Annotated in this window: 11 protein-coding genes (1 of these 11 cut by a window edge); 10 read left to right on the top strand and 1 reads right to left on the bottom strand. The window is 48.4% G+C overall.

Going from position 1 to position 15205, the window contains the following annotated elements:
- Positions 1-48: 48 nt before the first annotated feature.
- A complete protein-coding gene (gene ubiG, locus NBZ79_RS16195) occupies positions 49-810 on the bottom strand; it encodes a bifunctional 2-polyprenyl-6-hydroxyphenol methylase/3-demethylubiquinol 3-O-methyltransferase UbiG (protein WP_251933582.1) in 762 nt (253 codons plus the stop codon).
- A 184-nt stretch (positions 811-994) separates the two neighbouring features.
- Here ubiG and NBZ79_RS16190 point away from each other — a divergent pair, with 184 nt between their 5' ends.
- From NBZ79_RS16190 to clpB, 10 genes are all read left to right on the top strand, one after another.
- Positions 995-2215 carry an aspartate kinase gene (locus tag NBZ79_RS16190; RefSeq protein WP_251933581.1) on the top strand — a complete coding sequence of 407 codons (1221 nt, stop codon included), beginning with the start codon at positions 995-997 and terminating at the stop codon, positions 2213-2215.
- A 1-nt stretch (position 2216) separates the two neighbouring features.
- On the top strand, positions 2217-3260 hold the full coding sequence (locus NBZ79_RS16185; protein ID WP_251933580.1) for an NAD(P)H-dependent flavin oxidoreductase: 1044 nt from the start codon (positions 2217-2219) through the stop codon (positions 3258-3260).
- A complete protein-coding gene (gene ptsP, locus NBZ79_RS16180; protein WP_251933579.1) occupies positions 3261-5525 on the top strand; it encodes a phosphoenolpyruvate--protein phosphotransferase in 2265 nt (754 codons plus the stop codon).
- A gap of 115 nt (positions 5526-5640) precedes the next feature.
- A complete protein-coding gene (locus NBZ79_RS16175) occupies positions 5641-7059 on the top strand; it encodes a helix-turn-helix domain-containing protein (RefSeq protein WP_251933578.1) in 1419 nt (472 codons plus the stop codon).
- A 116-nt stretch (positions 7060-7175) separates the two neighbouring features.
- Positions 7176-8321 carry a flavodoxin-dependent (E)-4-hydroxy-3-methylbut-2-enyl-diphosphate synthase gene (gene ispG, locus NBZ79_RS16170; RefSeq protein ID WP_251933577.1) on the top strand — a complete coding sequence of 382 codons (1146 nt, stop codon included), beginning with the start codon at positions 7176-7178 and terminating at the stop codon, positions 8319-8321.
- A 44-nt stretch (positions 8322-8365) separates the two neighbouring features.
- A complete protein-coding gene (gene hisS, locus NBZ79_RS16165; protein WP_251933576.1) occupies positions 8366-9610 on the top strand; it encodes a histidine--tRNA ligase in 1245 nt (414 codons plus the stop codon).
- A 9-nt stretch (positions 9611-9619) separates the two neighbouring features.
- The gene (gene prfA, locus NBZ79_RS16160; protein WP_251933575.1) at positions 9620-10708 is read left to right on the top strand and encodes a peptide chain release factor 1; all 1089 of its coding nucleotides are present in this window, start codon (positions 9620-9622) and stop codon (positions 10706-10708) included.
- A gap of 5 nt (positions 10709-10713) precedes the next feature.
- Positions 10714-11562 carry a peptide chain release factor N(5)-glutamine methyltransferase gene (gene prmC, locus NBZ79_RS16155; protein ID WP_251933574.1) on the top strand — a complete coding sequence of 283 codons (849 nt, stop codon included), beginning with the start codon at positions 10714-10716 and terminating at the stop codon, positions 11560-11562.
- Positions 11563-11811: 249 nt separating this feature from the next.
- On the top strand, positions 11812-12474 hold the full coding sequence (locus tag NBZ79_RS16150; RefSeq protein ID WP_251933573.1) for a DUF4167 domain-containing protein: 663 nt from the start codon (positions 11812-11814) through the stop codon (positions 12472-12474).
- 229 nt (positions 12475-12703) lie between these two features.
- Positions 12704-15205: the 5' portion of an ATP-dependent chaperone ClpB gene (gene clpB / locus NBZ79_RS16145; RefSeq protein WP_251933572.1), read on the top strand. Its footprint extends 90 nt past the window's final position; only the first 2502 of its 2592 coding nucleotides appear in the window; its start codon is at positions 12704-12706; the stop codon falls past the right edge of the window.

Here is a 15205-nt window from a genome sequence, read left to right as displayed (position 1 = left end):
TCCAGATAAATCATGAACGGCACATTGGTCAATTATGTATTGAGAGATTTACTTCGGTTTCGTCGATGTCAAAAGATAATTAACACTGAGGTCTTTGCTTAAATGCCACCGATCTTCAAACGGATTATACGTGGCTCCGGCAAGATCCTTAACTAACAGCCCTTCGTTGCGCAAACAGCGTGATACCTCAGACGGCTTGAGAAACTTCTTCCAGTTATGAGTACCCTTGGGTAGCCAGCGTAGTATATATTCTGCACCAATGATTGCCAAAGCATAGCTTTTAGGCGTCCTGTTTAACGTCGCTACAAACATTATGCCGCCGGGTGACAGGAGATTGCAGCAGGCTTCGACAAATCCGTCAACGTCAGCAACATGTTCAATTACCTCCATATTGAGGACAACGTCGAATTTTTCTCCCGCGTCTGCCAGGCTTTCTGCTGTTGTGTGGCGATAATCGATTTCCAGGCCCATTTTTTCCGCATGGAGGCTGGCGATCTGGATGTTTTTTTCGGCTGCATCGGCACTTACCATATCGGCACCTAGCCGTGCCATAGGCTCAGAAAGCAATCCACCACCGCAACCGATGTCCAGAATTCGCAGGCCTTTGAAAGGTTTGAGTTTCGTTATTGTGTTGCCAGTTTTCAGTCCGAAATGATCGATAATCTGATCCCGGACATATCCAATCCGAATCGGATTGAATTTGTGAAGCGGCTTAAATTTACCCGTTTCATCCCACCATTCATCGGCCATCGCCGAAAAATTTGCAATCTCTGCCGGATCTACTGATTTTGCTTGTGACGGGCCGCTCATAGATACCTCATTTTGAAGAATGATCGAAAAAGCCAAGTAATATGCAATAAAATTGCTGCAAAGCTTGCCCCGCAAGCCCTGATAAGTATATGTATACGCTCCTTTGGAACCGAAGTGTACGGTTAAGTTTTTTAGACGAATTTTTATGCCTTTGCCGTGATGGTAAGGGGAAGGGTAGACGGCCATGGCGCGGCTGGTAATGAAGTTTGGCGGAACATCTGTCGGCACAGTCGAGCGGATTAAGAATGTTGCCCAAAAAGTGAAACGCGAAGTTGACGCTGGGAATGATGTTGCTGTTGTCGTATCTGCAATGTCGGGTGATACAAATCGCCTGATTGATCTTGTATCCGATGTGTCATCGATACATGATGCTCGTGAGTATGATGTTGTCGTTTCCAGCGGCGAACAGGTGACCATCGGACTTTTATCTTTGGCATTGCAGGGATTAGGGGTTTCTGCACGTTCCTGGCTAGGATGGCAGGTTCCGGTTCTTACCAATTCAATTCATGGGGCTGCTCGCATTGAAGATATTCAATGCGAAGAAATCATCAAACGGTTTGCGGACAACCAAGTGGCGGTCTGCGCTGGCTTTCAAGGGATTGGCGAAGACAACCGGATAACGACGCTGGGGCGTGGCGGGTCTGACACATCGGCTGTCGCGCTTGCCGCAGCCTTGAAGGCTGATCGCTGTGATATCTATACAGATGTGGATGGAATATATACGGCCGACCCAAGGATCGCGACAAAAGCAGCGAAACTTGATAAAATTACCTATGAGGAGATGCTCGAGCTTGCCTCTCTCGGTGCGAAGGTCCTGCAGACGCGATCTGTCGAAATGGCAATGAAGCATCGTGTAAAACTACAGGTACTGTCGAGTTTTGAAGATCTGCCAGGAACAATGGTAGTAGATGAGGACGATATTTTGGAACATCAAGTGGTTAGCGGTGTCACCTATACGCGTGACGAAGCCAAGGTAACTTTACAGCAGGTGGCGGATAAGCCAGGTGTTGCAGCCCTTGTTTTCGGCGCTCTTGCAGACGCTCATGTAAATGTGGACATGATAGTTCAGAATGTATCGGAAGATGGCAAGGCAACGGATATGACCTTCACGGTTGGCCGTATGGACATCGATCGTGCGATGGATGTGCTCGACAAACTGAAAGAAGATGTGAACTGTAAGGCCATTGTCCCCGATCCAAATGTTGTTAAAGTGTCTATAGTTGGGATGGGTATGCGAAGCCATGCGGGTGTTGCACAGACGATGTTCGCAGCATTGGCCGAGAAAGGCATTAATATTCAAGTGATATCGACGTCTGAAATCAAGGTAAGTGTATTGCTTGCAGAAGAATATACCGAACTTGCTGTCAGAACCCTGCATAGTGCCTTTGAGTTGGATGCACCATAAAATGAATACAGAATTGACTAATGGATTTCACGATCTGGATGCTGCCTGGAAGCGCGGATGCGATTTTCTCGGTACAGACTACGCCATTATGGGTGGCGCGATGTCTTGGGTCTCGGAGCGTAATTTGGTCGCAGCCATTTCGAATGCTGGTGGATTTGGTGTAATTGCCTGTGGTGCAATGACACCTGAATTGCTGGATACTGAAATTAAGGCTACGCAGGAATTGACTGTGAAGCCATTTGGCGTGAATCTCATAACCATGCATCCGCAACTCGACTTGCTGGTAGATGTTTGCTTGGAAAATAATGTTAGACATGTTGTGTTGGCGGGCGGAGTTCCCACAAAAGATACCATAAATAAAATCAAGGGCGGTGGCGCTAAAACTGTTTGCTTCGCGCCTATTCTTGCCCTGGCTAAAAAACTCGTCCGCACAGGGGCAGATGCCCTGGTTATCGAAGGGATGGAAGCAGGAGGTCATATTGGCCCCGTCTCGACGAGTGTATTGGCGCAGGAAATTCTCCCGTTTATTTCTGACGTCCCTGTATTTGTCGCGGGCGGTATTGGTAGCGGGAAGGCAATTAGCGCTTATTTGAGAATGGGCGCCTCTGGCTGTCAGGTTGGCACGCGCTTTGTCTGTGCGAATGAGTCCATTGCGCATCCGGACTTTAAAAAATCATTTATTCGCGCCAATGCCAGGGACGCGGTGACAACTGTTCAGGTAGATCCACAATTCCCGGTTATTCCTGTGCGCGCATTAAATAATGAGGGCGGTAAGAAATTCATCGAAACCCAGCATGAAGTGATTGCTAAATATAAAGCGGGTGAAATGGATTTTGATACTGCTCAGCTTGAAATAGAGCATTTTTGGGCTGGAGCTTTGCGGCGAGCTGTGATTGACGGAGATGTCGAATTCGGCTCTGTAATGGCGGGCCAAAGTGTCGGGATGGTCAAATCAGAACAACCAACTGCAGATATTTTGCAAGAACTTGTCGATCAGGCCGCTGAAGCTTTCGCGGAAAATGGAGCCCAGAGGAGCGCCCCGTAGATGACCGGCTTGGCTGTCAGCACGCCGAGATTACTTTTACGTAAACTCCATCAGGTCATGGCCGGCCGGGGTGATGCGCAACAACGCCTTGACGAAATTGTGCGCTTAATTGCAGGCAATATGATCGCTGAAGTCTGCTCCTGCTATTTGATGCGTGCAGGTGACGTTCTTGAGCTTTTCGCAACGGAAGGGTTGAAAAAAGATGCTGTGCATCAAACAAGGCTGCGCGTCGGCGAAGGATTGATCGGCGATATTGCTGCGCAAGCGCGGCCTTTGAATCTTTCTGACGCACAAACCCATCCGCAATTTGCCTATCGGCCTGAAACAGGTGAGGAAGAATATCATTCCTTGCTTGGAACGCCCGTTCTTCGTGGTGGTCGTGTGATCGGTGTGCTGGCTGTTCAGAACCGTACGCAACGCAGCTATACCGAAGAAGAAGTCGAAGCTCTTCAAACAGTTGCCATGGTTGTCGCGGAGCTCGTCAGTTCCGAAGAGATGGTGGCCGCAACAGAATTTTCGGATACAGCCGGAAATGCCACGCTTCCCCATCGTATCGGGGGGAGCATTCTTGCTGAAGGGTTGGCAAGTGGCTTTGCCCTGATGCATGAGCCGAGAATTGAGGTTTTACAAACCATCGCTGATGACGTTCCCTCGGAGCTGTCCCGGCTTGAGAGTGCAATCAGCGCTTTGCAATCATCTGTAGATGCGTTGCTCACGGCTACAAATACCTTGTTCTCCGATGAATCCCGCGAGATATTCGAAGCCTATAAAATGTTCGCGCATGACAAGGGCTGGTTGAAAAAACTTAATGATGCGGTCAGAACAGGCTTAACCGCTGAAGCTGCCATCAAACGTGTGCAGGACGACACACGCGCACGCATGAAAGAGATTAGCGACCCTTATCTACGTGACCGATTATCAGATTTGGATGATCTGGCGAACCGTCTCTATCTTCATTTGGATGGGCATACAGTAATCGACCGGAGGAATTTGGATCAGGCGACAATTGTTGTTGCCCATAATATGGGCGCTGCGGAGCTATTGGACTATGATCGTCGACATTTGAAAGCGGTCATTCTTGCTGAAGGAACGCGGTCAAGCCATGTCGCCATTGTGGCTCGGGCATTGGGTGTACCTGTTGTCGGTCAATGCGAGAAGATTGGTGAAGCAATAGAACAAGGGGATTTCATCCTTGTCGATGGCGAACATGGTCAGGTTTTCCTGCGACCCGGTGATGATGTTCAAGAAGCATTTTCAACGAATGTACGTTTGCGCGAAGAAAGGCAGGCAAAATATGCGGCTCTTCGTGATATGTCCAGTACGTCAAAGGATGGCGTAAAGCTCAGTTTGAATATAAATGCGGGTCTTTTGATAGACGTGGATCATTTTCACGAAACTGGCGCAGATGGAATTGGGTTATTTCGAACGGAACTCCAGTTCATGGTCCGGTCACAAATGCCAAAAGTCGACGAGCAGACGGCGTTATATTCAAAGGTGTTGGATAATCTAAACGGGAAGCCAGTGGTATTTAGAACGCTTGATGTCGGAGGCGATAAAGTTCTGCCTTACCTGCGAACGAAAGCGGAGGAGAACCCTGCACTAGGTTGGCGTGCTATCCGTATTGGTCTGGACCGTCCTGCATTATTGAGAAGTCAGCTTCGGGCCATGGTTCGTGCCGCCGCTGGGCGAGAGTTATCCTTAATGTTTCCGATGATCGCAGAAGTTTCAGAGTTTATTGAAGCGAAGGCAATTTTGAAGAAAGAAATAGAAAAGGAATCCAAGCGCAGCGGAAGTGAACCAGCGAAAATAAATATTGGATCGATGATCGAAGTCCCTTCAATAGTATGGCAGCTGCCACATTTATTGAATGAGGTGGATTTTGTTTCTGTAGGCTCAAATGATCTGATGCAGTTCTTTTTCGCTGTGGATCGGGGTAACCCAAAAATCAGCGACAGATACGATACGCTGAGCCCGAGCTTACTCAAACTTCTTAGAAAAATAGTCGATGATTGTACGGCAGCGAATGTTCCGTTGTCTGTTTGTGGTGATATCGCCGGGAGACCGCTCGAAGCAATGGCCTTGATGGGATTAGGCTACCGGAATTTTTCTATGTCCGCGGAAACCCTCGGGCCTGTAAAAGAAATGGCATTGAGTGTCGATATCGATCAATTAAGGGATTTCGTTCTCAAATTATGCGATGTTAGAGATCATTCTGTTCGAGATCAGCTAAGGTCTTTTGCCCGTGATCATTCGATTATTTTATAAGACATTGATTGTTAATAAATTTGTCAGATAATGGCATTTCAAAATTAATTTAGAAACCAGCCTGATAGATAAAGTAAGATCAATATTGGGCAAAGAAAAGATTTGGCATTTCAAAATGGCAAAAAAATCGAATTCGACGGACAGAAACAACGAACCGTCTTTGTTTTCGAATCGGTCTGTTCAAAAAGACCGATTGGGCGATACTGTCGAGGATCAGCTAGACTCCTTTGAAGGCGAGGAAGAAACCGTCGGCACACGCCTTCGATCGGCTCGGGAGGAACGCGGTTGGTCATTGCACGACGTTGCAGCAATGCTTCGGCTAAAAGCCTCTCAGATACAAGCCTTGGAGAACGGTCAGTATAATCAATTGCCCGGTCAGACTTTTGTGACAGGATTCCTTCGCTCTTACGCAAATCTACTTGATCTAGATGCGGTTGCTATTGTTGATTTATACAAGCAGGAACATTCTGACGGCATGCGAACGCCGTCACTGGCCTTTCCGGAGCCGACTTCTGAAGGGCGGATTCCCGGGACGGGAATGTTATTGGGGACATTAATGTTGTCGCTTGTACTGATTGCCGGCTGGTTCGTGTATCAGGAGAGCAGCAGTCTGGACTTTGAGCGAGTTGCGGATATTCCCGATCACCTTGCGGATAAAGTTGAGGCCGCTTTTGCAGAAGATGACACTTCGTCTCAATCCAGCAACACCAATGAATCTGCTTCTTCTGGAGCTCAAATTGTTTCGGTTAGTCCTGTGGAAACTTCACTTGACGAGGCTGAATTGGACACGATATCGCCACCCGTCTCGCCCGATGTTGCTCCGCCCGAAAATTCGCAAGACGAACCTGTTGAGCCGACAGATGTCGTAACAGCTGAACCAGAGCAGGACAATAAAGACATAACCGAGACAGATACAGCCGAATCCGGTTCGAAAAACGAAGCAGATATCTTGCGGGATGCGGAAACAGTTGCCGTGGTGGCGCCTGTTGTTCCGGTATCTCAAGTAGAAAAACAAGAAGCACAGGTGTCGAATGATACGGCTCCAGTTTCTGCCGTCACGCCAGAAGGTGGAAACCAGCCCGAAAAAACTGCTGTTGATCAGGTCCCGTCGGAACCTGTCCGCAATGAAGAGAAAGCTGTTGAACCTACCAGTGTTGCTACTTCATCTAGTTATCCGCAGGCAGTCTTGGATCAGTCTGTTGAAACCGAAGAAGAAATTGACGAAAGCCCCTTGCCTCGGACATTTGGTGTGGATAACACTACAGCACGTGTTGTTTTACGCGCCCGTTCCGAAACCTGGATTGAGGTTAAACCCGCCAATGGCGCTCCTTATTTGTCGCGTGTCTTGAAGCCGGGAGATGTCTATATGGCGCCGGATGTTCCGAATCTTAAGATGACAACGGGGAATGCGGGTGGACTAGAAATCCGGGTAGATGGGAATGAGATCGCCTCACTTGGCGGGAATGGGACAATTCTCCGGGATATACCTTTAGTTGCCGACAGTCTTCTGGATGGAACTTCCGTCAATCAGTAATTTTTTTCGTTAATTCGATTGACGTACACTATTACTTGAATTTTTCCTCGTAAACAGCCATTTTATGGCCAAAGAAGACCGCTTCTATCCATCACAGGCAGCAAAGTTGTAATTAAATGAGCATTCGACCTTATCGCGATGTAATTCGCCGGAAGTCCCGCCAAATTTTTGTCGGAGATGTTCCTGTTGGCGGTGACGCTCCGATTAGCGTTCAATCAATGACGAACACCCTGACTTCGGATGCCAAAGCTACCATTGGGCAAGTACTCGCGCTGGAAGAGGCCGGTGCCGATATTGTCCGGGTGTCCTGCCCGGACGAAGAAAGCACAAAAGCCTTAAAGGAAATTGTGCGCGAAACCAACGTTCCGATAATTGCAGATATTCATTTCCATTATAAAAGAGGCATTGAAGCCGCCGAAGCCGGTGCCGCCTGTCTTCGCATCAATCCGGGTAATATCGGTTCGGCGGATCGGGTCAGGGATGTTGTGAAAGCGGCAGTTGATCATAACTGCTCAATGCGTATTGGTGTGAATGCCGGCAGTCTTGAACGTGAACTTCTTGAGAAATACGGCGAGCCTTGCCCGGAAGCAATGGTCGAATCAGCTCTTAATCACGCACGCATTCTAGAAGACAATGATTTTACGAATTTTAAAATTAGTGTGAAAGCATCTGATGTATTTCTGTCCGTTGCGGCGTATCAGGGCCTTGCGGATGCCTGTGACTACCCGTTGCATTTGGGCATTACAGAAGCGGGAAGTTTATTCTCCGGAACGGTGAAATCGTCTATCGGCCTGGGTATGTTGTTATGGTCTGGCATTGGGGATACAATCCGCGTGTCGTTGTCTGCAGATCCTGTCGAGGAAGTTAAAGCGGGCTATGAAATACTCAAAAGCCTTGGCCTGCGTCGGCGGGGTGTAACCATTATTTCCTGTCCTTCCTGTGCGCGTCAGGCTTTTCCTGTTATCAGAACAGTTGAGAGGTTGGAAGAACGCCTCGCTCATATTCAGACGCCTCTGACACTGTCGATTATTGGTTGTGTGGTCAATGGACCAGGTGAGGCTCGGGAAACGGATATTGGGCTAACCGGCGGTGGCAAAGGTAATCACATGGTGTATTTAAGCGGAATGACGGATCACAAGATTGATACAGACGGTATGGTTGATCATATTGTTGATCTTGTGGAGGCTAAAGCCGCCGAGTTGGAAGCCGCCGAAAATTCCGATCCTGCACCCTCTTTGCTGTCCACAAGACAAAGTGCATAACAATAAATTCTTGAACTGACAGATCAGCTAAACGGAGAAAACAAGTGTCATCACCCCAGCCAGTCCGCGGCACACATGATTTATTGCCTGAAGACTTCGCACGTCATAACTATGTCCGGCAAACGGCACGGGATGTTGCGCAAGCTTTCGGGTATGCGGAAATGGCAACGCCGATATTTGAGTTTACTGAAATATTTGCCCGCACCATGGGCGAAACATCGGATGTCGTTTCAAAGGAAATGTACAGTTTCGAGAGCCGGGGTGGCGAAAGCATGACATTGCGCCCGGAATATACTGCGGGTATCTGCCGGTCCTTTATCAGCAATGGTCTACAGCAAATTGTGCCCTTTAAGGCTTTTGCCGCAGGACCTATGTTCAGGTATGAGCGCCCGCAAAAAGGTCGACAGAGGCAATTCCATCAAATAGATGTTGAATGTATCGGGGCTGCGGAAGCAAAAGCCGATATCGAAGTGATTGCGATCGGTGACACAATTTTGCAAAAACTCGGTGTGCGTGACAAATGCGTCCTGGAAATAAATACGTTGGGCGATACAGAGAGCCGACAGGCTTACCGGCAAACCCTGGTTGAGTACTTTAGCGACCACATGTCTGATCTTTCTGATGATAGCAAAGAGAGATTAACCCGAAATCCGCTACGGATTCTTGATAGCAAGGATAAAGGAGATCGGGTCTTGGTTGAGAACGCGCCGGTTTTTACAGATTATCTGAACGGGTTTTCGACTGATTTTTTTGCGGAAGTTCTCGATGGCCTGTCTTTGCTGGGAATTGACTATAATCTAAACCGTCGATTGGTGCGTGGACTGGACTATTATACGCATACAGCATTTGAATTCGTGACAGATGCATTAGGCGCACAAGGCGCATTGATTGCAGGCGGGCGTTATGATGGTTTAATCGAGACCTTGGGCGGAAAGCCCACCCCCGGAATTGGTTGGGCTGGCGGGATGGAGCGGCTGGCGATGCTGGCAACCGAAATCCCGGCACCAATACGCCCTATCGCGGTTATTCCAGTGGGTGAGGCAGCGGAACCGGTCGCAGCGAAAATTACACATGATTTGCGATCAAGAGGCCTCTCCATTGAAATGGCATTCAAAGGAAATGTGGGTAAGCGTATGAAACGGGCAAACAAGCTAAACGCCCGGGCTGCTATCCTTATCGGAGAAGATGAATTGGCAAGAAACTGTTGTATGCTCCGTAATTTGGATGCGGGTGAGCAACAAGAAGTGGCCCTTGACGATCTTGCATCGGCCTTAATGAAACTGGCGTAAGGGTCTCAAATGCTACCAGAAGAAAAACTGAAAATGATTCTGGCTCGATTTGACGAGCTGGAAGCCGGTATGTCCGGTGAAATGGGAGACATCGCGGCTGAAGAATTTGTAAAAATGAGCCGGGAATACGCTGATATCAAACCCGTTGTGGAAGCCATTCGAGAGTTCCAGTCAGCGCGAGAGGAATTGGCTGATCTTTTGGAAATGATTGCCGGAGAAGACACCGACGCGGAAATGAAAGAAATGGCTGAGCTGGAGATTGAAGATCTTAAAACTACACTGCCGGATCTGGAGCATTCCATCAAATTACAACTGCTGCCAAAAGATGACGCCGATGAGAAAAATGCCATATTGGAAATTAGGGCCGGCACAGGTGGCGATGAAGCGGCATTATTTGCAGGTGACTTGTATCGCATGTATCAGCGCTACGCCGAAGGGCTGGGTTGGAAAAGCGAAACCATGTCATCCTCTGATTCAGATCTGGGCGGGATAAAGGAAATCGTCGTTAAAGTGACAGGGCGAAATGTGTTTGCGAACCTGAAATTCGAGTCCGGTGTTCATCGGGTACAACGTGTGCCCGAAACCGAAACGGGGGGGCGGATTCATACTTCAGCCGCGACGGTCGCTGTTTTGCCGGAAGCTGAAGAAGTCGATGTTCAAATTGCCGACAGTGACGTACGAGTTGATATTTTTCGTGCATCTGGCCCTGGTGGTCAATCCGTGAACACAACAGATTCCGCAGTACGCTTGACGCATATCCCGACGGGAATCGTTGTTCAACAGCAGGACGAAAAATCACAGCATAAAAACAAGGCGAAAGCCATGTCCGTTCTGCGTTCCCGAATTTATGAGGCGGAACGTGCCGCGAAAGCCGAAGAAAGATCAGCAACGCGAAAAGGGCAAGTTGGAACAGGGGATCGTTCGGAGCGGATACGGACGTATAACTTCCCTCAAGGCCGGGTCACAGATCATCGTATCAACCTGACCCTTTACAAGCTGGATAAAGTGCTTGCTGGGGAAGCATTGGGGGAAATTGTTGATGCCCTAATTGCCGAGGATCAGGCGGAGCTTCTTGCTGAAATTGAAGGTGGAACGTAAAGGAGATGGTTCAGACACTGCAAAAGGCGGTATCTGAAGCGGCAAAGCTACTTTCTGGCGCCGGTGTTACAGGTGCGCGACGGGACGCCGCGTTGCTTATGGCAAATATTCTAGAATCGGATGTAGGCATTCTTTATCTGGAGCCTGACCGGTCTTTGACCAATGCTCAATATTCCAGTTTTCAACGTGCTATTGAACGCAGGGCCTTGCGGGAGCCAATCTCCCATATTTTGGGGCACCGTGAATTTTGGAGTCTGGATTTTCTTGTTGGTCCGGATGTTTTGGATCCCCGGCCGGACAGCGAGACATTGATCGAAACCGTTCTCATGGCACAAAAATCTGGTCAAGAAATCACATCCATACTGGATTTGGGTGTCGGGAGTGGCTGCCTGCTTCTCTCTTTACTAAGTGAAATTGAAAATGCAAGAGGAACGGGTGTTGATCAAAGCCAGGCCGCAATTGAAATCGCGATACAAAATGCCAGACGATTGGGCCTGGAGGACCGGACAAAGTTTCAACATGGAAACTGGTGTGACGGGATAGGGGAAACGTTTGACCTGGTGATCAGTAACCCGCCCTATATTCCGGCCAGTGACATAGAAGGCTTGCAACCTGAAGTGAAGGATTTTGAACCGCTTTCGGCACTTATTGGAGGAGAAGACGGGCTCGATTGCTACCGAGATATCGTATCCAGTGTAAAGCCAAGAATGAATTCTAACAGTTTGATTGTTTTTGAAGTCGGTGCCGGACAGGCCCAGCAGGTGTCGGATCTTCTGGAAAACTCCGGTTTTTCAGATGTTTCCCGTCATAAAGACCTGGCTGAAATCGAGCGATGTGTTTCAGCATTTTCCTAAAATGAACCAACAAGCTAAAAAAAAGGTTGGTTTATCTGCGGGACGGGGGTAGGCTCTTTCCAGATCATTTATGTGAACCAAGACCCTACTTGTACGGTCAATGATCATAATTTAATTCAAAATCAGGTTTTTACTTTCTGAATGCAGAATCATTTGGATTGTTCGAAAGAAGTATTTGTCTGCCTGAATTGGATACAACTCAAATTGAAGATAAATATCGAAACCTAAATTGACGGAATCATTATAACAATGAGAGTGAGCAGCAACAGACGCCCACGTGGCGGACGGACGAATTCTGGAAATAACCGGTCTGGTGGGAACTCGGGCCGTTCAAATAACAATAACAATAGACGCTCGTCCAACGGCAATCGTAACTATGATAGCAATGGTCCGGATGGAAAGATCCGTGGAACGGCACTTCAGGTTTATGACAAATACATTGCGGTTGCGACAGATGCACAAACTTCTGGCGATCGTGTCGCCGCGGAAAATTATTTCCAGCACGCAGAACATTACTTTCGCATAGTTGCTGCCAATAACGCGGCGAAACAAGAAAAAATGTCAGAGCAGCAAGCGCAAGCTAACAGTCAGGACAGCGGTAATAAGGACAGTTCGCAGGCGCAGGGCAACTCGAATAATTCGGAAAGCCGAAACAGTCCTGTGGCCGCAGAATCAGAAAATACCGGTGAAGCACCAGCATCTTTAGATTTAAGCACTGCGGAACAGCCTGTAGTCGATCTTTCTGCTGAAGTTCAATCAGATGTTACCGTTACCTCTGATATTACGGCCACGGTCAACGATGAAGCCGAAGCTCCGAAACGTAAAACAAGCCGTACACGCACATTGCGTCGACGGACTTCGAACCGGGCAACGCAGAAGGATGATAGTGAGCAGATCGATCCAGTAGATTAAATGCGTGTCATTTATTTATAAAAAAGGGAAGCTTGGTTGGGCTTCCCTTTTTTTGTATCAAGGGCCTGCATTGAAGCTGAATTTTTCGACTGGGATTCTTGAAATTATTGGGAAAAACCCCATATATCGAAGGTAAAATGAAGCCGCTGGCGGACTTGATTTATGATTGCCTTTAAGGGATCATGCATAGTCGCGCAAAGAAGCAGCGGTCTATGTGTCGAGGACGAGCATGGATATCGAAAAATATACAGATCGGTCGAAAGGATTTATCCAATCGGCTCAAACATTGGCCTTGCGTGAAAATCACCAGAGGCTTACCCCTGAACATCTTTTAAAAATATTGCTGGACGACAAGGAAGGTCTCGCGAGCGGCCTGATTTCAAAGGCGGGAGGCGATGCCAATATCGCGCGTCAGGGTGTTGAAGATGCAATCAAGAAAATGCCGCAAGTTACCGGTGGTGGTGCTGGTCAGCTGAGCCTGACACCAGAGCTCGCGCGGTTATTTGCTTCTGCAGAAGGTTTAGCAGATAAAGCTGGTGATAGCTTTGTTACAGCTGAACGCTTGCTGTTGGCCTTAGCCCTTGAAAAAGGGACGGAATCGACGAAGATTCTGAATAAAGCCGGTGTAACGGCAAATAATTTGAATGAAGCGATCAATGATTTACGGAAGGGCCGAACAGCGGACAGCACAGGCGCTGAAGGAAGTTATGACGCGCTGAATAAATATGCGCGCGATCTAACCGAAGCGGCACGAGACGGAAAACTGGATCCGGTTATTGGCCGGGATGAGGAAATCCGCCGTACCATACAGGTTCTTTCTCGGCGGACAAAAAACAATCCCGTTTTGATTGGAGAACCGGGGGTCGGTAAAACCGCTATTATTGAAGGGCTGGCGTTGCGGATCGTAAATGGTGATGTGCCAGAGAGCTTGAAGGACAAAAAGCTCATGTCGCTTGATTTGGGGCAATTGATTGCCGGTGCCAAATTCAGAGGTGAATTTGAAGAGCGCCTGAAAGCGGTGCTCTCAGAAATTACCGCTTTGGGTGGTGAAGTTGTCCTGTTTATTGACGAATTGCATACACTCGTTGGCGCCGGCGCTGCAGAAGGCTCTATGGATGCCTCCAATCTTCTGAAACCTGCTTTGGCGCGCGGAGAATTGCATTGTGTCGGTGCGACTACTTTGGATGAGTATCGAAAATATATTGAGAAGGATGCCGCACTCGCCCGACGGTTCCAATCTGTCTTTGTTTCGGAGCCGACAGTTGAAGACAGTATTTCCATTTTGCGTGGTTTGAAAGAAAAGTATGAACTTCATCATGGTGTCCAGATTGCCGACAGTGCATTGGTCGCTGCGGCAACGTTATCGCATCGCTATATCACGGATCGGTTTCTTCCCGACAAAGCGATTGATTTGATGGATGAGGCCGCCAGCCGCCGTCGGATGGAGGTTGATAGTAAACCGGAAGAAGTGGATGAGCTTGATCGAAAAATCATGCAAATGAAAATCGAGTCCTCTGCGCTGGAGAAAGAAACGGATAAGGCGTCACAGACCCGGCTTGAAAAGCTGCATGAAGAGCTAGTTGATCTTGAGAAGCGGTCGGCGGACTTGACGGAAAGCTGGCAGATGGAGAAGGAGAAGCTTAACAAGGCTCAGCATGTGAAAGAGCAACTTGAAGAAGCGCGGAACGAACTCGCCAACTGTCAACGTCTGGGTAATCTGCAACGGGCGGGGGAGCTTGCCTATGGATTGATCCCGCAACTTGAAAAGCAGTTGATGGAGGCAGAGGAGGCAGAGAGCTCTTCCGTTGTCAATGAAAGCGTGAAAGAAGAAGATATCGCAGGAATCGTTTCTCGCTGGACAGGAATTCCGGTTGACAAGATGTTGTCGGGCGAGCGCGACAAGCTTTTGAATATGGAAGATGAGCTTAGGAAACGAGTCATCGGCCAGGAAGAGGCCTTGCGAGCTGTTTCCAACGCTGTTCGGCGATCTCGTGCGGGTTTGCAAGATCCAAATCAGCCAATCGGTTCTTTCCTGTTTCTGGGACCTACGGGTGTTGGTAAGACGGAATTGACAAAAGCTCTGGCTGGCTTCTTATTTGATGACGAGCATGCATTGCTGCGTGTTGATATGTCGGAATTTATGGAAAAGCATAGTGTTGCTCGTTTGATTGGCGCGCCTCCGGGCTATGTCGGTTATGATCAAGGCGGTGTTATTACAGAAGCTGTGCGTCGGCGGCCTTATCAGGTTATTCTTTTTGATGAGGTTGAGAAGGCGCATCCGGATGTGTTTAACGTGCTTCTTCAAGTCCTTGACGATGGACGCCTGACAGACGGCCAGGGCCGGACGGTGGATTTCAAAAATACTTTGATTATTCTGACCTCGAATCTGGGGAGTGAGCATTTGGCTTCCGGAGATGAAGATGCAGATGATCCACTGATCCAGCATAAAGTAATGGATGTCGTTCGCGCCGCCTTCCGGCCTGAGTTTTTGAATAGGCTGGATGAGCAAATCATCTTCCATCGCCTGACGAGAGACAATATGAACGCCATTGTCGATATTCAATTATCTCATTTGCAACGATTGCTGCAGGAGCGGGAAATTGAACTAAATCTGGATGATAACGCATATCAATGGTTGGCTGATCGCGGGTACGACCCCGTTTATGGTGCGCGGCCACTGAAACGCGTTATTCAACGATACCTTCAAAACCCGTTGGCGACGCAGATTCTG

The organism is Sneathiella marina (assembly GCF_023746535.1).
In the GTDB taxonomy this organism is placed as follows: Bacteria; Pseudomonadota; Alphaproteobacteria; order Sneathiellales; family Sneathiellaceae; genus Sneathiella; species Sneathiella marina.
The sequence above is the reverse complement of the archived record's forward strand: the minus strand, read 5'-3'. Positions and strand labels throughout refer to the sequence as shown.